Origin of the sequence: Virgibacillus sp. DJP39, assembly GCF_049310925.1 — a bacterium.
Taxonomy (GTDB): Bacteria; Bacillota; Bacilli; order Bacillales; family Amphibacillaceae; genus Virgibacillus_F.
The window spans coordinates 30,663-50,414 of record NZ_JBMERP010000015.1 but is presented as its reverse complement, the minus strand read 5'-3'; the positions used below and the strand labels follow the sequence as shown (position 1 = coordinate 50,414).

Below are 19,752 nucleotides of genomic sequence, written 5' to 3'. Positions count from 1 at the left end.
ACTTATATTTAAGTCTGACAACCTTTGCAGTAGAAAGTTTTTCTTGATGAAACCTCTTTCTTAGTAATTAATGTTCCACATCGTTTGCATGATTGACCCTCATGGTTGTATACATATGTCCTGTCATTATAACTCCCTGTTTTTGTATCCCCTTCAAACAATGGTTGATCCATATAACCACCATTTTTAGCTCCTAACTCCAGAACAAAACGAATAGACTTAAACAGTTGTGTACTCTCTTGATCTTCAAGTTCATTCATTTTACGTTCTGGCAGCAATTGTGCATGCCACGCTATTTCATCTGAGTAACGATTTCCAATACCTGAAAGGAATTTCTGATTAACCAATGTTGTTTTTATTCTGCCTCTTCTGTTCTTCACAAGGTCTAAGAAATCTTCATTTGTAAAATTCTCATCTAGTGGCTCTGGACCTAAATCCGCTAATTCCTGATTAACCGCTTCATGTGAAAAAATATGTAGATATCCTAATCGTAAACCGATAAAAAACAGGTGCTGATCTCCAAAAGACAATTTTACTTGAACAGTTCTTTCTGGCTTTTGCCTCTCTGTCCCATAAAACATCCAACCGCCCAGCATAAGATGTAACAAAAGGACATTTCCATTAGTCAGGTAGAAAAGTAAATATTTCGCCCTCCGCTCGATAGACTGTATCTTCTCACTTTGTATTCTGTTTATGAAATCTTCTGCACTAACATTTAGTGACTTTTCACGACTGACGGACACCTTAGTTATTAATTTACCAATGATTCGTTGACTAAGTAAGATTCTGTAGTTTTCCATTTCCGGTAATTCTGGCATTTTTTAGCCCCCGTTGTCATAAAATTTCCCAGTTGCATCAATCATAACGTGCTTCGTTAGCATAATATATCCTACCCATCTATATAAATTATATTTATTTGTTTATCCATTTAATATAGTTGGTGTTCTTAGACAAGTTACCACTCAAATATAACTATTATTACCGACTGGAGGTTTTATCATGAGAAATCTAGATTGGCAAATGATCTTTTTTGTGGGCTCGCACTTGGCACAGGACTATTGGATATACTGGGGGCTTCCACGATTATATTATTGGGATAATAAATTGGATAACAATGAAAAAAATGCAGCTTAAGTTTTTGTTATACTTGATCGAAAGTTTGCACGAAAAGGCCGTCACCTTCCATCCATTCTGCAACAAATACATTTCGGTAATCGTCTATGTTCTGTATTTGCAGTTCATTTATCAGCCATTCTTCACTTTGATCAATATCAATTAATTCATCACGTAGTAATTCTCCATCTCTTATAAGTGTTACAGGAACATAGACCATTTGGGGAGGAAGACTGATGTCCTCTTGTTGTAACTTCTGCTTAGGGGACTTCTTCAATATACTAATAGCACCATTTGCCTCCAGATAACAGTAAGCCACTTCACGTATGGAAAAGGTTTCTGATTGACGCAGCAAACTCTGCAATTGGTTAATATTCATACGATTCATTTTTAATTGATCTCTATTAATAATTCCATTACGTATTAATACGGAGGGTTTCCCTTCAAAGACCTTACGGAAGAATAAAACCTTTTGCCCTAAAATCTCTACAATAAACAATAATAACGCCCAAAGAGACATGGAAAAGATGATATATGTGATACCAACTTTTTCATCATATAAAGCATTTCCTAATAATTCACTAAGTACAATAGCAGCAATAAAAGTAAAAGGTGTGATTTGATTTATAATTTTCTTACCCAGTATTTTGACCAGTAAAAATAATAATGTAAACCCAATTATTAATTCCACTGATAAGTAAAATAATTTCATTTTTCTCCATGCTCCAATCAATAAAGGCTAGTATAATCATTGCCATTTTTGTCAAGACTCAACCTTTATTAATTTAAAACAGAACCCGATTATTCATATGAATAATCGGGTTCTGTAGAGTCTATTACTGATTTATGTACTTACTACCTTCTCTAACACTTAGTTTTGATAATCTATTGTTCAAAATAAAATCTCTCACAGACTCTTGATTAGTTTTAGAGTACTCTCTCAATGCCCAGCCGATTGCTTTTTGAATGAAAAATTCCTTACTATCTGCGTTGCGCAGTATGTATTTATAAAGGAGTTTATCATCGGTGTGTTCCTTATATTTCAACTGAAAAAGAATTGCTGTACGCCGTAACCATAAATTATCTCCAAATGCCCATCCTTCTATTGTTTCAGGTATTATTTCGGGATATTCAGTGGCAAGCTCAGCAACTAAATTAGGTGCTAGTCCGTCGACAGTATCCCACCATGATTTAGATGTAATTAACTGTTCTGCTAAAATAATGTCATTCTTTTCGAACCTTTTTAACGACTTTCCTATATAGTCTAGTGCAGCATACTGGTATTCGCGTTCAGCTTTTTCCCACAAATCGAGTACAAAGCTGTGTTGAATTCGCTCTTTCAAAATACCGCTTTCCTTATAAAATTTTTTCATTAGTTGGTTTCTCGCAGGTGATTTTATACCGATAAAAGGGAATTGATTCTTCATATATTTCATCATTGGTTCTGCTTGATCCCTGTCGCGTTCTGCTTCAAATAATGAAATCACTCTCTCCATGTAGTCCATATTTAGATTCTCCTTCTGTTTTAACGGTTAGTAAAATAGAGTGGTTCCTATTAATATTATAATGATATCAGCACAAATATGGATAACCCAAGATGCCCATATCGTTCCATTCTTTTCATTAACTTTATGAAATAGTAGACCAACTAACCATAATCCTATAAAACAAACGATGATTAAAACGGAACTAAACCACAACATGATCATCGGAATATGATATGCAGAAAACAACAGCGGGCTGTAAATATAACCTAATCTTCTCGGGAGATTAAAAAAGATGAATCCTCTAAAAAAGTATTCTTCTAAAAATGAATTACCAAGAGATATATATAATCCCACGAATAAGAATCCTGTCTTCGTAATCCCTAATCTCTCAACTAAATCTTCTTTAATTTTTGCCATATCCAGGACAGGTTGTAACAGGATGTATGCAAGCAAAACAATAACTGCGGATGATACCCCGAGAGCAATTACTCTAATCCATTCTTTTTTCACCATTTTGTGAATACTGACTGGGTGTTTAAATCTGAAATCTTTAAATAGTTGAATGTAGGTCCATATAACTAGGAAAAATAGACCGATTTTAAACCCTGTTTTAATTAAATAGTTAATTTCAATTCCATGTTCTATAAAAGCCAAAAGAGAACAAACCAATAAGGAACTAATAACAATATAAAAACTCTTCATAAAAGCCACCTATCATTTGCTTTACTATTAACAATAGTATCACTAATGAAAATAGTGGTAAATTATATTTTCAAAAAAGTTAAATGACCTTTAGATCATTAAACTTTTCTATATCTTAGAGTAATGACTTACCTTTTTCATAAAAATGTTTCATTTCTTCTTTTGGAACAAGCGCCCCACCTGTAGCCCAGGCAAGGTGTGTTACGTTACCAGGACATAACTCTTTTTGTGTTAGATAAGTGGAGTTCAGTACCTTTTCTGGGCCTAATAGACCAGCAGTGGCTGAAGGTTCAAGATAAATGTTTTCACTATCTGCAAGCATAGCAAGTAACTTATACAATTCATTGTCTTCGACGGTGTAAATACCACTAGCTAAATAGTCGCTAATGGAAGTAGCAAATTTTGATGGCCTCCCTACCGCTAGACCATCCGCTTCTGTTTTATTATCTAAACCAAAATCCTGGACACTTACTTTTTCCTTTAGACTAGTTAGTAACCCAAGTAATACGGATGGAGAATGAGTTGGCTCGACAAAAAAGCAATGAACGTGATCACCGAACACTTGCTTCAATCCGAATGTAACTCCACCTGGAGATCCTCCTACTCCGCATGGCAAATAGACAAAAAGTGGATGTTCAGCGTCCACCAAAACATTCTGAGCTTTTAATTGTTTGTTTAAACGAAGTGCTGCAACACTATAACCTAAGAATAAGTGCTTGGAGTCTTCATCATCAACAAAATATCCTTTAGGGTCTGCAATGGTTTTTTCTCGTCCTGTACTTATAGCTTCACTAAAATCACCTGCAAATTCTAATACATGTGCACCTTTTGATCGAAGTAAATCTTTTTTCCATTTTTTTGCATCAGCTGACATATAAACAAAGACATTAAAACCTAATTCAGCACTTATAATACCAATACTTAATCCCAAATTGCCAGTTGAACCAACACCAATGCTGTACTGATTAAATAATTTCTTGAATTTGTCGCTTGCGAACTGTTCATAATTGCCTTCTTTAGTAATTAGACCAGACTCTAAAGCAAGTTGTTCCGCGTGATGCAATACTTCATATACACCACCACGTGCTTTAATTGAGCCAGCAATTGGTAATTCATTGTCACACTTTAAAAACAGGTCTCCTCCTGAGAAAGTGGAATACTCGCTCTCTATCCTCTTTTTCATTGAATCAACTTTTCTTAATGGGGATTCAATAATACCGTTTGCAGCTTTTGTTTCATCGAATACTTTTGCCAAATATGGTGAAAACCTTTCCCATAGTTGTTCAGCCATAGCCATATCGTTTTTATCAATTGGTTGTTTAGGTAACCCTTTTACACGCCTTAAATTTGGGTTAGTCCATAAGACTGATTTTAAATTTATAATATCATGAAAGATAGGGTTCGTTTCTATCCACTTGTCTAACTCAATATCTGGAAATACCACGGCTGATCATCCTTTCATTGTATAAAGTTTAGTATCCAGTTGTTATAAATTAATTACACACTAACATATATAGAAATTTTTTCCACCAAAAAAGACTACCCACTTGAGTAGTCCTTAGTGTTTTGATTACTTCCGATTGGCCTCTTTCATTACTTCCGCATAAAACTTAATTGCATTGATATAGTTTTCCTCACTAATATGTTCATCTGTGCCATGCATTCTTTTTAGATCTTCTGCTGTAATTTGCACTGGAGAGAACCGATAGGTGTTCTCAGATATTGCGTCATAATGTTTGGCATCAGAACCAGCGAACATTAAATAAGGAGCAATTACTGCATTTTCATAAACATTGCGGGCAGCCTGTTGAATTGACTTAAACTGCCAGTTATTTGTTTCAGAAACACCTGATGCTTCAATACCTTCAATCGTTATTTGAATAGCGTTGTCATCAATTGTGTTTCGAATAAATTTTTTGACACCCTTTAACGTTTCTCCAGGCATTAAGCGGAAGTTAATAACTGCCGTTGCTTCTTCCGGTAATGCATTGTACTGTTCACCTGCATTAAAGATTGTTGGTGCAATTGTTGTTCTTATTAGTGCAGCAGAGGCTGGTTTTTGCAGTAATATTTTTTCAATAATCGGTTCAAAAATTACCTTGTTTGCAAAAACATATTTCATACCAAAGCTCATCTCAGGTGCGACAAACTCAAACAAATCTTCTCCTGGTCCTTTTAAGTCTGCATCAAACTGCCTGTCTTCTAGTTTAGCAATGGCAGCGGATAAGCGTCCTATATTTGTTTCATCCTTAGGTTGCGATGAGTGACCACCACTACCTTTGATTGTCAGTTCAGCTGTAGCGGATCCCTTTTCTGAAATCCCTACAACACCTACTGGTTTTTTGACACCTGGCACCATATTTTCAACAATTGCTCCACCTTCATCAAGAACAAATGCAAATGTTACTCCTCGTTCTTTTAATGTATCGACAATTGCACTAGCCCCTTCAAGGCCACCTATTTCCTCGTCGTGCCCAAACATTAAATAAACGTCTCTGCTTGGGCTATATCCGTTATTTATAAGGTATTCGGTTGCTTCTAATATTCCAATCACACCAATTTTATCGTCTAAAGTACCTCGACCCCAAATGTTGCCTTCAACCACATTCCCGCTAAATGGTTTTTGCTGCCAATTGTCTTCAGTACCTTCAATGACAGGGACAACATCGTAATGCGCAGTCAGGCCAATAGGTTTCTTCGAAGGGTTAGTGCCTTTCCATTTGTATATTAACGCATAATCATTCACTTTTTCTAATTCCAGATTAGAATGAACAGCTGGATAACTTTCTTTTAAATAGTCAATAAAAAGCTGAAAAGTTTCTAAGTCGAATTTGGAGCGATCCTTATATGAAATAGTCTGAAAGGTGATTGCCTTAGAAAAACGCGAAACCGCTGCCTGTTTATTGATCTTTATAGTTGTAGAGTCAGGACTGGGTTGTTTTGAATCTACTGTAAATGTATTGAATAAGGTCAAAACTACAAACAGCAGAAGTAATCCTCCAGTAACAGTAATTATCCACTTGAATTTTTTCATTGTTGTATCCTCATTTCATAACCACTTTTATTGATTATATAATCTGGATACTGAGTGGATATCCCTGCTTGAAATGAAAAATCGGAGTGTTATTGACCGCCGTCAAAATGGTTATGATCCGAATAATGTCTTGCTTGTTCTTCTGCACGAATCTGAGTTTTACTTTTTCATTGTGTTTCATTCCAAAACGACTTAAAACTACGGATAAAAGTATCAGAAATACAGCAATCCCCCAAAAAATCCAACCTAATGGTGTCATTTGAAATCACCTCCACGGTATTATGGCATTTGCTACGTACTAATAATTACGTTTTCAATCCTAAAAAGTTTCAACTTTCTTTATATTTAAGCATATTCTCTTTTGGAATAGTGTCCCTCCTAAGGTATGGAAGAGGTTTGATAGTTCATTTGGTGTTTCATTATTGCTAATTTAGTTGGGGGGAGATGAGAGAAAGGTTCGAATGTATTATTTTCATATAACTGTCAAACCCTAAGCTAAAGGAGTTTTTAGGTTGAGATTATTGTTAATTCTTTCAGTTTTGCTCACATCCATTGTTCCATTGTACGAAACTAGTTTTGTTTATGCGGAAAAGGAAATTCCTCCTCATGCCAGATGGGGAAAAGTTGTAATGCAAAAAGCAAAAGAGCGGTATCCTGGCGCAGAAATAGTTGATTACCTTCATGTAGGAAGAGTAAAAGAAGATAAAAATACTTCAATAGAAAAATTCAAATTATGGATAAAAGGCAAAGATCATGAATTTGGTGTTTTTGTAAATGTTACGTATGCAACGGAAACAGATCAAATAATCGACATTTCATTCAAAGAAGTTAATAACTAGCTGCATTTTTTATGCTTTCTTTACTGTTAGAATGCAAAAAAAGACAATCAAATTCGGCATCAATCTGATTGTCTTTTTATTTATTTTATTCATCTTTTTTTTAAGGTGAACTGCTGTCGATCATTAAAGAAGGTTTTATAAGCAAGGTGTAAAAATGTAACTACTGTTAATGATACAGTACCTGCAATCCCAAGCATGATTGCAATCTGGTATTCAACCGCTACAAGTGGAGAAGTACCAGATATAATCTGACCAGTCATCATGCCAGGTAAGAAAACAATTCCCATCCCTACCATTGCATTAATAGTTGGGAGCATGGCTGAATCAAATGCTTGATTAATTATTTCTTTTGAAGCTTGTTTTGGGGTAGCGCCAAGCATCAATGCTCCTTCAACTTTATCTCTTTGTTCTCGCATCCCTGTTAAAAGATTATTGACACCCAATGAAATTCCGGTCATTGTCTTGCCGATTATCATTCCACCAATAGGAATAAAATACATCGGATCATACCATGGATCAAGCTGCAGAACGACCAACATGAAAAATGTTAAACTAACGCTAATACCAATCATCATCGCCAGCGCCACCATTTTTTTAACGGATAAATGCATCGATTCTTTTGTCCTCTGATAAACATTGAATACAGCAAATCCAAGCATGAAAGTAATAATTCCAATAGTAAGTAGTGGATTTGGATGATCAAATATAAAAATTAATACATACCCAACCAAAATCAACTGAATTGTCATCCGAATTGTAGATAAGACAATCAGTTTTTCGCGTGGAATTTTCTTAATTTTGACGATAACAATTAAGAGAATAACAAAAATATACGCTGCAAGCAGCTGCCAAAAACTTAAGTTTACTGCACCGGTCTCATCTATAACGAATCACCTCGCATCATTTAAATGCTGTACGCATCCATTTGAATTATATTATCACTAATTTTTTCTGCCAAGTCATTGTCGTGTGTAACCATTATAATTGTTTTTTGTTGTTCCCTCATATGATCAGTAAATGCTGCGATTACATCTGAAGCAGTCTCATCGTCCAATGAAGAGGTTGGTTCATCTAGCAGAAACACTTCTGCGTTTAGTAACATACTACGAGCAAGAGCAAGACGTTGTTTTTCTCCACCTGATAACTCATCTGCTATTGTATCTAAAGGTTTACTTAATTTGATTTGTTTAAGAATTTTGTTCATGGACGAATCAGATACAGATTCAACTCCAGAAAACTGTATTCCAACAAGCAAATTATCTTTTATCGTACCTTGATATATGACAGGTGTTTGCGGAACCATTGTAACTATTTTTCTTAATTCAATAGGATCTATCGTTTGAATGTCGTTATTCCGATAATAGATTATACCAGAATCAGGGTTATCTAAATTATTTAAAAGACGCAGAAATGTTGATTTACCACTACCACTTTTACCAACAATACATGTGACTTTATTGTCCGAGATAGCAAGTTCATTTATCTTTATTATTCCGTTTACAGAAACATCTTTTACTAAGAAGGTCATAAGTTTCTCCTAATTTTTTAGTAACAGGTCTATTTTCTTCTGAAGCTTATCTACATATGCATCACTTAAAAATCCTTTGCTGCCCCGAATGATTTCTGATGCATATTTAACTGTAGGGGGAGTCTCTGCTTCTTTTTCCGTTCCGATAAAAGTAATAGCACGTATTTCTTTATCACGTGCATTAATAGTAACAATTATTGGCCGATAAGCGTTTGCATATACACCCTCGCGTTTATATAAGTAGGTAATTGCGTCTAGAGGTACCTCATACAGTTTGCCCTCTACTGTTTCAGATGAATCTTCAACAATATCAGCTTTTCCGCCATCATTTGAATTTCTAGAGAATTTTAAGACAAAACCGTTTAGAGATCCATTTCCAACAACAGACTCGAAATGATGATTAACTCCCTGTAATTTAAACCGTTCATTATCCATACAAGAACCATATGCAAAGTAATGGAGGTCTTGTTGGGTTAGATACATATGTACGTTCCAATCACCAGTAGCTATCTTGTCAGTTGAATCAATTAAACTTTCCCCTCCAAAATAAGTGAATGCTTCAAAGTCATGCCCCTTGTCATTGGTAACTGTAACAGATTCTCTATCGTATAAATTTCCTGGATCATCTTCAACAAACCCCTCTAATCGATCAATTTCATTAAGCTGTTCGGATGTAACTTCATAAAGTTCACCGTAAACAGTATTAATTTCGTCTTTCAACATAACAGGATACCCATTTCCAGTATCGAATAATGATCCACTGACCCAGCATTGATTAAAAATAAGGGTCGAATGATTTAAATAAAAATGGTTTTTTTCTCCGTTTCGCAATGTTCCATAAACAAATAATTTAGACATTTTAATACGCCTCCTCTATAGTAATCTCAGATAAGATAATTATAGGGAAAAATGCATTAAAACTAAACAAATTCGCATTCTCAGATATACACGTACCCCTATGCGTATATACCCTGCACATACTGACTTAATCCTCTGTTAAACCTTATAAACAGCCATTTTATGCTATCATTCTTAACTTCAAATGGCGGTTTATGTATATTTTTCTAGTTTAAACTGAATATAACTATGTACTATTTTAAAATTAATATTCGTATGGAGGCTATACGTAAATGAAGGCTGTAACATATCAAGGGAAGTATTCCGTTAGTGTAGAACAAGTCGATGATCCTACTATTCAGGATCGTGAGGATGTAATTGTTAAAATAACTTCGACAGCAATCTGTGGTTCCGATCTCCACCTTTATCAAGGTAATTTTCCAATTCCTATTGGATATGTGATTGGACATGAACCAATGGGAATCGTTGAGGAAGTTGGTCCTGACGTTACAAAAGTTAAAAAAGGTGACCGTGTAGTCATACCATTTACAGTTGCCTGTGGAAAGTGTCCATACTGCTCCATGCATCAGGAAAGTCAGTGCGATAATTCCAATCCTCACTACGATTCTGGCGGCTTATTTGGTTACACCGAAAAATTCGGTGATTATCCGGGTGGTCAGGCAGAATACCTCCGAGTACCTTTTGGAAACTATACACCTTTTCTTATTCCTGAGGATTGTGAACTTGAGGATGAGCAACTATTGTTTTTATCCGATGTACTTCCAACAGCATACTGGAGTGTAGAACATGCCGGCGTTAAAAAAGGTGATACCGTAATTGTTTTAGGGTGTGGACCGATTGGATTGATGGCACAGCAATTCGCATGGAAAAAAGGTGCGAAACGGGTAATTGCAGTTGACTATTTTGATTATAGATTACAGAAGTCAAGAAAGATGAATCAAACAGAAACATTTGACTTTACACAATACGATGACATGGGAGAAACATTAAAAGAAATAACTAAAGGTGGTGCAGATGTTGTGATTGACTGTGTCGGTATGGATGGAAAAAAGTCAGCCCTGGAGTTTGTTGAACAGAAATTAAAATTACAGGGTGGTACACTTGGAGCTATACAGATCGCTACAAAAGCGGTTCGCAAGTGTGGTACAGTCCAACTAACAGGAGTTTACGGTGGGTTATACAATATGTTCCCATTAGGGCCATTCTTTTCCCGAAATATTACATTGAAAATGGGTCAGGCACCAGCACGAGGATACATGCCAAAATTATATGACATGATCGTAAATAATGAAATTGATCCTACTGCAATTATTACCCATCGATTACCTCTGGATGAAGCTGCCCATTGTTACGACATTTTTAATAAACGAGAGGACAATTCCATCAAGATCATCTTAAAACCATAGGTGACGGTGAATGCAGGGAAAAAAAAGAGGATGAGGAAATCCTCATCCTAAATTAATTTAGCTAGGTTAGTAAAGTTCATGTTCCTTAGCCTATCCCCTACAGCCTCTTTGTCAAGATTCCAGAATGCTTTCTCTAAACCACAACTAATCGGAACATCACATTTAATTTCCGCTAATTCTCGTGATAAGTGTAGCATCTCTATATTCGCATTAATTTTTGTTTGTACTCCCTTAGGCAGTTTATCAACGTTTTCAAGAAGATTATCAATCGTTTCATATTCTTGAACAAGCTTCAACGCTGTTTTTTCACCTATTCCTTTTACACCAGGATAATTGTCAGCAGAATCTCCCATCAATGCTTTAATATCTACTACCTGCTTTGGAATAATGCCCTTTTTTTCAAGAAAGTTTTCATTTGTGAATACGTCGTAATTACCTTGCCCTTTTTTCATGATTGCAACCTGTATATTTTGATCAACAAGCTGTAGCATATCATGGTCCCCTGTAAGGATAAGGACTTCATTCTCTTCAGCGTATTCTCTTGCTAGTGTTCCGATGCAGTCGTCAGCCTCATAATTAATTAGACCAACATTCGGAATAGCGAAAATATCCATAACTTCTTTAATTAAATCAAACTGAGGCACCAGTTCTTCGGGTGGTTGCGAGCGATTCGCTTTATAATCGGGGAGCATCTCAGTCCTGAAAGTTTTACTCCCCATATCCCAGCAGCATACTACGTGAGTTGGATTAAACGTTTCAATTGCATTAAGCATGTACTTCAAGTATTGATACATACCATTAGTGGGAATCCCTTCACTGTTCCTCATGAAATTTCCGCGGAAAGAAGTTGCGAAAAACCCTCTAAACAATAATGCCATACCATCTACAAGTAATACGGTTGGTTTATTCATCATAATTCTCCTCTTTATTAGAGTTATAGTTGCTCAAAATAGATGCAAGACTTTTCTCTTTATTAATTAATTCTTTTTCACTATCCGTATCTGATAGAACTTCAATTAACCCATTTACATATACATCGATACTTTGTATATACGCAGCTTTAACATGTTCCATTGTATAATTCCACTGATCCACATAAGCAGTATCCATTACCTGCTTATTCTCGTCAAGATACACCTTGGCAAAAGGCTTGAGAACTGTAAATATTTCTTCCTTCATTTCCTGTTTTTCATTTTTTTCAAAGAATGACTTCGTGCCTTTAAAGCTTGACAATACTTTAGAAAACATTGAAACTTCAACAGAAGTAAATGCCTGGGTAAAGTTTGGTGTCGTTAAACCTAACTCATTTCCACTAGGCAAAACAAAATGATGATCTATTTGGTTTATTCTTTCACTTGCCTGACTATTTACCTCGTCTATGAATTCTCTGATTTGAGCTTCAACTCTCAGTGAAACCGCACGCAACTCCTGAAGAAGTTCATAGCCCACATAATCTAATAGTTCCTCCATACTTTTTTGTATTTGCTCTCTGCCAGCTTTACCAGAATCCTGGATTGTAGTAGGATTGAACATTTCTTTAAACATATCGTGAAAACGAATGGATAAACGCTCCAGTACGTAAAATAATTGCTTTTCTATCTTTTGTAGAATTGATTGTTTATAAGACTCAAGGTCTAATTCATTGATGATCTGTGATGCAGCTACTTGTTTTTCACGCAAACTCTCTTTTTGTTTTATCTTTTCGTTCTCAGACATTTGTGTAGATGCCAGATAACCTGAAATAGCATTATATGCCCTGCCCATATCCCAAAGAGCCGAATCCATACTAAGCTTTGTTAAATCATGGTGAATAAATTGGTAGAATTGCTCTTCAAAGTTATACATATAGTCGTTTAAAGGCGTCTTATTCTGTTTATCCATTAGGGATTTCCGACTTGATATTGGAAATAGTTTAGGATAACGAATACCCAGTTTCAACAACTGTTCATTTACATAGTTCTCTACCATTGAAAGCTCTTTTTCATCTTTAGCCAAATCAGCAGCATTGATGATAAAAAACATCTTGTCTAGCTCAAAAGATTCTTTTACACGACCCAGTTGCATGAGAAAATCTCTGTCGGCTCGTGATAATGCATGATTATAATAGGTAACATACAATATGGCATCCGCGTGCTTGATATAATCAAATGCGACATTCGTGTGTCTTGCGTTAACTGAATCTGCACCAGGGGTATCTACCAGTGTAATGCCTTGTTTGGTTAAGGAACAATCATAATACAAATCGATGGATTCTACAAAACAAGCTTTCGTTTCCTCTACAACGTAAACGGAAAAATTATCAATATTTGTATGAATCTTTCCCCCAATATGTTGTTTCATTGTTTCATAACCATTTAGAATTGCCTGCAAATATTGTTGTTGGGTTTTAGATAATGACTGCTTGTCTGCCTGAAGTAGCCAATAATATAAACTTTCTAAATTTTCACTGCTGGGTGAAAGACCCTTTAATAATTCCAGACAATCCTGAACTATTGTTTTTTCATCTTTCATCGTAACCATTACTTTACCATGTTTATTTTCTTCTGTAACTGGAACAATTCGGTTAATAGCCGCGGTAGTAGGATTTGGTGAGACAGGTAAAACAGATTCCCCAATTAATGCATTAGCAAATGATGATTTTCCCGCACTAAATGCTCCAAACAAAGTGATCGTAAACGAGCGGTTAAGTAACTTTTGTTGTTTAGTTTTTAAATCTGTGATTATCTGTTCAAACCCTGCAACTGAATCAACTACATCAAGTGTTTGATCGATTCCCTGCAATATATTATCTACAGTATAAGCAGCCTCGGTTCCTTTAATTATTTTACTGTTTTTACTGAAATCAACCTGTTTTTCATTGTTTACAGTTTCTCTTGGGGCTTCTTGCTTCGTAACTTTATTTCTTATCTGAATGTCTTCGTGCATTTGGTCAAATTCTTCCTCAGTCGGTTGAGGATCTTTTAATATATTTTGAATAACAGTAGATTTCTCGTGAAGTTTATCAGTTAAAACAGTTATTTGTTTAGAAGCGGTTTCTGCTTTCTTCAATTGATTTAATTCGTTTTGATATGACCTGATCTGATCTGATGACTCTTCATTTATAAAGGACAAGATAACATTTTTAACTTCAATTGTTTTCCTCTTAAATGCCTCTTTAATATCATCACTTACGTCTTTTGTATAGTTTAATACGGATTCACCATTTACCTTTGCACCTGGATTAATCACAGAAGATAAGTTATCTTCTGTGTAATCTATGGAAATATCCTGAGCTAATCCAATTAAATTCGGATCAGAAATATGGTACCTTTTCAATTGTTCGACAATCTTATCACGTAGTTTCCACTGAATTGATTTTTCGATATTTTGTTGTAAAGGTATTAGGAAATTTTTACGTCGTATTGCACGTTCTTCTTCTCTTTTTTTCTTAGTCCCAAACAGTCCAACTTTAAAATCACTTTGTTGTGATTCTAAATAAGCTGATGCCTGTTCCCTTAATTCAGCAGGCATGATATAAGCATTTTTTAAGGTGGTATTAGTATTTTGCATAAATTCTTTTTCAAACTCTCCTGCTCTGTTGGTAAGTTTGCTTATGCTGTTATTTAGTTCATCAATTCGTTCCGTGACTGAATCATAATCACTGACTTGCGCTTTTATTAATTCTATTTCTTCGTTATTTTGATCTTCCAAATAAGCTTCATGGTCATTAATGATTTGTTCAATTGATCTTTTCATTGAATAGTAATTCTCTTTTTTTGTTGTCAGTAACATAAAAAGAAAATCTTTTAATATCTGGAACTGGTTGTTTTCAATGCTTTGGTCTAACAGGGATGTATAAAACACTTCTTGTGGGTAAATATCCCATTGATTAAACGTTTGTTTAATTTTATTTTGATAGGTTGTGAAAGCTAGTTCAGTTTCGTCATGTTTATCAATTTGATTGATAATTAAAAAGAACGGTATATTCTTCTCCTGGATAGCCTGTAAAAACTGTAAATTCACTTCGGATTGAACATGGTTATAATCCATTACGTAGAACATGGCATCCACCTGGTGAAGTGACCCTTCGGTAATTAAGCGATCAGCGTCATCAGCTGCATCAATACCCGGTGTATCCATTAATGCGGTGTTTAAGGGTAAGATGGATTCAGAAGAACTTATCTCAATTTTTTTAATCGTGTCTTTATCCTGACAAAACTTTTTGATTAGGTCAATATCGTAGGGTTCACTATACTGAATTGTTTCTTCGTGGTGAAAATAAACTCTTGCGTAGCCATTACCAGAATATATTTTAACTAAATTAGCACTTGTAGGAATTGGACTTTGGGGTAGCAATGATTTTCCCAGTAGTTCATTTATGATTGACGATTTTCCAGCTGAAAAATGTCCAGCAAAACTGACAGTTAATTCCCTGTTTTCCAGTTTGTCATACAAATCAAGTAAATTATGAGCTTGCTTCTGATCTCCATTTTTAGTAAACCAAGTGTATAGCGATGCAAGATGTTCCTTGGTTATTGGTTTGGGGTGGTTCTTTAGTAATGTCAAAGTAGTGCATTTCCCTTCTTGATAAACAGTTTATATACCTATTATACGGACGAAGTATATTTTTTTCTAGAAAAACCTTTGAATTGTTTTACTCGTACAAAATTAAAAGGCTATTTGCATTTCACTTGCAAATAGCCTACTGATTATTTTTTGTCAACTTTTGAAATTAATGTAGTAGAGATATAGCGGATAATATCCCCTCTGCTTACAACTCCTACTACCTTATTCGCATCATTTACAACAGGTATTTTCTTGAAGCGTTGTTTGGAAAATATACCTATAGCTTTTTCCAGTTTATCATCAGGGTGTAACGTAATAATATCTTTATTAGACATTACACTTTCAACTTCGTGATCAATGGCATAGTCAAGCTTGTGCATTAAGTCTTCTTTTTCACTAACCAGCACAAGTGAAAACATGTCATAAACAGTTCTTCCTTTAGGTTGGAGGTAGCGAATTACATCACCGTCACTTATCATTCCCTGAAGTTGGTTATTTTCATCAACTACAGGAACTCCACCAACTCGGTTTTTGACCAGTAACTCCAGTAAGTTTTTGATAGACATTTTCTTAGTTGCAGAAATCACATCGGCTATCATAAAGTCCTTTATGTCCATAACGTCACATCCTTATTTGCTTAGTAATAGCTTTATATATATAAACTGTAAAATTGCTGATTTATTTCTACTCTGGTTTAACAGTTCTATAGTTACCACTATAATATAAAATTGGATCACCATCATCAGATTTGATATCTGTAACTTCTGCAATGAAGATCATATGGTCACCAGCTTTTGCGGTATCCATTACCTGGCAGGACAAAGTTGCTATTGACCCATCAATTACTGGAACGTCATCCTGAATTACAAAAGGGATGTCTCGATCTTTTTCCATTTGTTTGGCAAATATCATGGATATTTCTTTCTGCTCTTCACGTAGAATACTTATACCAAACTGCTTGGTTTCTTGTAATATATTGTACATTCTCGCATCTTCATCAATTGAAATAGCCACAAGTTTAGGATCTAATGAAACAGACATAAACGCGTTAACAGTCATTCCCATCTGTTCACCTTTATAGTCAGTGCTTACGATAGTAATACCGGTAGCAAATTTCCCCATCGTATCACGAAATAAACGAGTATCCATCGCGAATGTTCACTTCCTTTCTTTTACACTTAATTCAGAATATCATTAAATTAATAAAATATGAATTAAGTAGTCCTGAGGTTTTATATCTAGTTTACATAATAATATTATATTAAACTATATATGTTTTTGACATTAAATAAATTATTGCTGTTTTTAAATCAAGTCTCTTTTTGTAAGTTTTGTTGCTCTTCAAACCTCGCAATAGATGTAAACTGAGACGTAACTAAAAATCATGTTCGATGCTCAACAACCGCTGCGGAAAAATCACTACGCGCACCTTAGGGCTTGCGCTGAGCCTCCTCGATCGCCAAAACCGCTCACTGCGGGGTCTCAGCACTTCGCTTTCCCGCAGGAGTCTTCGTGTTTTTCCTTCGCTAACGTGATGTTTAAATAGTACTTTATAGCTCATTCACTATTACGATAGTTGCTTGGAGCGGAGGACCGTTGACTCCTGCGGGAACAGCACGAGTCTGAAGACCCCGCAGAGTGGTTAGATAGTGAGGGCCGACTAAGACCGTCCTTTGCGGACAACATCGGCATACCCCTTGTCGGGGCAAGGAGGCTGAGGCCGTGCCCGCGGAAAGCAACGGTCCGTAGCGGAAAACAACTTAGCGCTTATGTCGCAGTCTATAAATTTTATGTCAAGAACAAGAATCTTTTAGAAAACATTCAAACTAAAAAACCTTGTTAGCATAAATACTGCTATCAAAGTTTTTTAGTTATACCTTATACCGGGTAAACCCCGTGTTTTCTTTCCGTAAAGGTAACGTATTTAGATTCGTACATATCGAATCGTGTAACTAGCTCTTTTCTCAATTTGTCTGGTTCAATTATTGCATCTACAACTAGTTCAGAAGCTAAGCGGTAAATGTCAATATTGTCTTTGTATTCATCTTGCTTCTCCTTTATAAATGCTGGCCTTTCTTCTTCAGGTAATTCAGCTATTTTGTTCGCATAGACAGCATTCACAGCAGCTTCTGGTCCCATTACAGCTATTTGAGCAGTTGGAAGTGCCAGACAGCAGTCTGGATCAAATGCAGGACCTGCCATGGCATACAAACCTGCCCCATATGCCTTTCTCACAACAACAGAAACTTTTGGAACTGTTGCTTCACTCATCGATGCCAGCATCTTCGCACCGTGACGAATTATACCCGCTCTTTCAACCTTTGTTCCAATCATAAAACCTGGTATATCCATTAAGAATAGTAAAGAAATATTGAAAGCATCACAAAGTTGAATAAACTTTGCAGCTTTGTCAGCAGAATCAGGGAACAATACCCCACCTTTCATTCGGGGTTGGTTAGCAATTATTCCAACAGATTTACCATTTATTCTTGCTAGACCGGTTATGAGCTCAGGCGCAAATCTCTTTTTTACTTCACAGAAACTATCTTCATCTATTATTCGATCTATGAAATCGTACATATTAAAAGGAGCATTTTGATTTTCTGGGATTAATTCAGAGATTGTTTTCTCGAATTTTTTAATTTCCTTTACTTCCATTTTATTTGGTTTGTCTCTAAAGTTTGCGGGAAAGTAACCAATGTAATTACGAGCATATTCGATTGCTTCCTCCTCGGTTTTCACTAAAACGTCACCACAACCTGAAACTGAAGTGTGCATTTTAGCTCCTCCCATTTCCTCCAAAGTAACCTTTTCACCTATTACTTTTTCCGCCATTCTAGGAGATCCTAAATACATAGATGCATTTCCATCAACCATCACTACAATGTCGCAAAACGCCGGGATATACGCACCACCTGCTGCAGAAGGGCCAAAAAGAAGACAGATTTGTGGTACTCTCCCAGATAGTTTAATTTGGTTATGGAAAATTTTTCCCGCACCTCTTCTGCCTGGGAACATTTCAATTTGATCAGTAATTCTAGCACCGGCAGAATCTACTAGATAAAACATCGGAATTTCAAGTTTCATAGCTGTTTCTTGAATACGTATGATTTTTTCAACAGTTCGTTTCCCCCAGGATCCGGCTTTAACGGTCGAATCATTAGCCATTACACAAACAGCTTGCCCATTTATCCGTCCAATCCCAGTTACAACACCATCCGACGGAAGTGAATCATCCATACAATTAGCAAAAAAAGCATCTTCGATATCCATAGTGTCGTCAAACAGTAGTTCTAGACGTTTACGTACAAATAATTTCCCTTTTTCTTCATTCTTCTGGTGATATTTTTCTAAGCCACCATGCTCAATTTGTTCAACTCTTTTATGTAAATCATCTACATATGACATGTGCAACCTCCTACTTTTGTATATTCTATTTTTAAAAAAATTTTTATTGTCCTTTATATAACGGTTTTCTTTTTTCCTTAAACGCAACTAGACCTTCAACACGGTCACTCGTTGGGATTGTTTCTTTATAGCATTGATGTTCAATGACCAACCCTGATTCTAAATCTGTTTGAATTCCTTGGTCAATTGCTGATTTTGCTTGTCGTAATGCAACTGGACCATTTTTTGCTATTTGAGACGCCATTTCTATCGCATCATTCAGTAGACTCTCTTGATTTGCTAATTGTTCTACTAGACCTACAGTTAATGCCTCTTCAGAAGAAATTGGTTTACCTGTGAATATAAGTCGTTTCGCTTGCCCAAGACCAATTAAACGTGTTAGCCGTTGTGTACCACCGGCGCCAGGAATAATTGCTAATGAAGTTTCTGTCAAACCAACTTTGGTATTATTAACTGCGATGCGTATATCACACGCAAGGGCTAGTTCTAATCCACCACCAAAAGCTACACCATTGATGGCAGAAATTACGGGCATCTTCAATTTTGCAACGTTGTTAATCGTTTCGCCTATATAACTCACAGCTTGAATAACCTGATTATCTGTCATTCCTTTACGTTCTTTAAGGTCAGCACCAGCACAGAATGCTTTTTCACCAGCACCCGTGATTATCGTACAGCGTATGGAAGAATCCAGATCAATTTCTGCAATGTACTTATTTAACTCATCTAATAATGCTTTTGACATCGCATTAGCCGCTTCTGATCTATTTAGTCTCAGAAGCGCTATATGATTATCTACTTTTTCATAATTTATTAGTTCAGACACCGAATA

General features: G+C 35.8%; 19 protein-coding genes. 3 read left to right on the top strand and 16 right to left on the bottom strand.

Annotated features, from left to right (window positions below; translation table 11 throughout):
* Nucleotides 1-8: 8 nt before the first annotated feature.
* A complete protein-coding gene (locus ACOI1D_RS07355; protein ID WP_422500480.1) occupies nucleotides 9-818 on the bottom strand; it encodes an Fpg/Nei family DNA glycosylase in 810 nt (269 codons plus the stop codon).
* A gap of 181 nt (nucleotides 819-999) precedes the next feature.
* Between ACOI1D_RS07355 and ACOI1D_RS07350 the strand changes: the two genes are divergently transcribed.
* Complete coding sequence (locus tag ACOI1D_RS07350; protein ID WP_422500479.1) at nucleotides 1,000-1,134, top strand: hypothetical protein; 135 nt, start codon at nucleotides 1,000-1,002, stop codon at nucleotides 1,132-1,134.
* A gap of 7 nt (nucleotides 1,135-1,141) precedes the next feature.
* Here ACOI1D_RS07350 and ACOI1D_RS07345 read toward each other — a convergent pair whose 3' ends face one another.
* The 6 genes from ACOI1D_RS07345 to ACOI1D_RS07320 form a co-directional block, all read right to left on the bottom strand.
* A complete protein-coding gene (locus tag ACOI1D_RS07345; RefSeq protein ID WP_422500478.1) occupies nucleotides 1,142-1,825 on the bottom strand; it encodes a DUF421 domain-containing protein in 684 nt (227 codons plus the stop codon).
* 124 nt (nucleotides 1,826-1,949) lie between these two features.
* A complete protein-coding gene (locus ACOI1D_RS07340) occupies nucleotides 1,950-2,618 on the bottom strand; it encodes a DNA alkylation repair protein (RefSeq protein WP_422500476.1) in 669 nt (222 codons plus the stop codon).
* A 27-nt stretch (nucleotides 2,619-2,645) separates the two neighbouring features.
* Nucleotides 2,646-3,302, bottom strand: a complete 657-nt coding sequence (locus tag ACOI1D_RS07335) for a CPBP family intramembrane glutamic endopeptidase (RefSeq protein WP_422500475.1) — start codon at nucleotides 3,300-3,302, stop codon at nucleotides 2,646-2,648.
* 115 nt (nucleotides 3,303-3,417) lie between these two features.
* Nucleotides 3,418-4,746, bottom strand: coding sequence for a D-serine ammonia-lyase (locus ACOI1D_RS07330; RefSeq protein ID WP_422500473.1), 1,329 nt, complete (start codon nucleotides 4,744-4,746; stop codon nucleotides 3,418-3,420).
* Between the two features lie 126 nt (nucleotides 4,747-4,872).
* Nucleotides 4,873-6,336 carry a M20 family peptidase gene (locus ACOI1D_RS07325; RefSeq protein ID WP_422500472.1) on the bottom strand — a complete coding sequence of 488 codons (1,464 nt, stop codon included), beginning with the start codon at nucleotides 6,334-6,336 and terminating at the stop codon, nucleotides 4,873-4,875.
* 34 nt (nucleotides 6,337-6,370) lie between these two features.
* Nucleotides 6,371-6,595: a hypothetical protein gene (locus tag ACOI1D_RS07320; RefSeq protein ID WP_422500471.1), complete on the bottom strand. Its 225-nt coding sequence runs from the start codon at nucleotides 6,593-6,595 to the stop codon at nucleotides 6,371-6,373.
* A 253-nt stretch (nucleotides 6,596-6,848) separates the two neighbouring features.
* Here ACOI1D_RS07320 and ACOI1D_RS07315 point away from each other — a divergent pair, with 253 nt between their 5' ends.
* Entirely contained in the window at nucleotides 6,849-7,175 is a 327-nt protein-coding gene (locus tag ACOI1D_RS07315; RefSeq protein WP_422500470.1) for a DUF3889 domain-containing protein, read from the top strand.
* Between the two features lie 89 nt (nucleotides 7,176-7,264).
* Here the strand turns inward: ACOI1D_RS07315 and ACOI1D_RS07310 are convergent, their stop codons facing one another.
* The 3 genes from ACOI1D_RS07310 to ACOI1D_RS07300 are packed head-to-tail and all read right to left on the bottom strand — an operon-like array spanning nucleotide 7,265 to nucleotide 9,561.
* On the bottom strand, nucleotides 7,265-8,059 hold the full coding sequence (locus tag ACOI1D_RS07310) for an ABC transporter permease (RefSeq protein ID WP_422500518.1): 795 nt from the start codon (nucleotides 8,057-8,059) through the stop codon (nucleotides 7,265-7,267).
* A 20-nt stretch (nucleotides 8,060-8,079) separates the two neighbouring features.
* The gene (locus ACOI1D_RS07305; protein WP_422500469.1) at nucleotides 8,080-8,703 is read right to left on the bottom strand and encodes an ABC transporter ATP-binding protein; all 624 of its coding nucleotides are present in this window, start codon (nucleotides 8,701-8,703) and stop codon (nucleotides 8,080-8,082) included.
* 9 nt (nucleotides 8,704-8,712) lie between these two features.
* Entirely contained in the window at nucleotides 8,713-9,561 is an 849-nt protein-coding gene (locus tag ACOI1D_RS07300) for a gamma-glutamylcyclotransferase (RefSeq protein ID WP_422500468.1), read from the bottom strand.
* A 272-nt stretch (nucleotides 9,562-9,833) separates the two neighbouring features.
* Between ACOI1D_RS07300 and ACOI1D_RS07295 the strand changes: the two genes are divergently transcribed.
* Complete coding sequence (locus ACOI1D_RS07295; RefSeq protein ID WP_422500467.1) at nucleotides 9,834-10,967, top strand: zinc-dependent alcohol dehydrogenase; 1,134 nt, start codon at nucleotides 9,834-9,836, stop codon at nucleotides 10,965-10,967.
* A 47-nt stretch (nucleotides 10,968-11,014) separates the two neighbouring features.
* On the opposite strand, the gene ACOI1D_RS07290 is transcribed toward ACOI1D_RS07295, so the two are convergent.
* The 6 genes from ACOI1D_RS07290 to ACOI1D_RS07265 form a co-directional block, all read right to left on the bottom strand.
* On the bottom strand, nucleotides 11,015-11,878 hold the full coding sequence (locus ACOI1D_RS07290; RefSeq protein ID WP_422500466.1) for a 5'-3' exonuclease: 864 nt from the start codon (nucleotides 11,876-11,878) through the stop codon (nucleotides 11,015-11,017).
* Entirely contained in the window at nucleotides 11,871-15,512 is a 3,642-nt protein-coding gene (locus ACOI1D_RS07285) for a dynamin family protein (protein ID WP_422500464.1), read from the bottom strand. The genes ACOI1D_RS07290 and ACOI1D_RS07285 overlap by 8 nt, the downstream gene beginning before the upstream one ends.
* A 143-nt stretch (nucleotides 15,513-15,655) precedes the next feature.
* Nucleotides 15,656-16,129, bottom strand: a complete 474-nt coding sequence (locus tag ACOI1D_RS07280) for a CBS domain-containing protein (protein ID WP_422500462.1) — start codon at nucleotides 16,127-16,129, stop codon at nucleotides 15,656-15,658.
* A 67-nt stretch (nucleotides 16,130-16,196) separates the two neighbouring features.
* On the bottom strand, nucleotides 16,197-16,661 hold the full coding sequence (locus ACOI1D_RS07275) for a flavin reductase family protein (RefSeq protein WP_422500460.1): 465 nt from the start codon (nucleotides 16,659-16,661) through the stop codon (nucleotides 16,197-16,199).
* A gap of 729 nt (nucleotides 16,662-17,390) precedes the next feature.
* Nucleotides 17,391-18,920, bottom strand: a complete 1,530-nt coding sequence (locus tag ACOI1D_RS07270; protein ID WP_422500458.1) for an acyl-CoA carboxylase subunit beta — start codon at nucleotides 18,918-18,920, stop codon at nucleotides 17,391-17,393.
* A gap of 43 nt (nucleotides 18,921-18,963) precedes the next feature.
* Complete coding sequence (locus ACOI1D_RS07265; RefSeq protein ID WP_422500456.1) at nucleotides 18,964-19,746, bottom strand: enoyl-CoA hydratase; 783 nt, start codon at nucleotides 19,744-19,746, stop codon at nucleotides 18,964-18,966.
* Nucleotides 19,747-19,752: the final 6 nt, after the last annotated feature.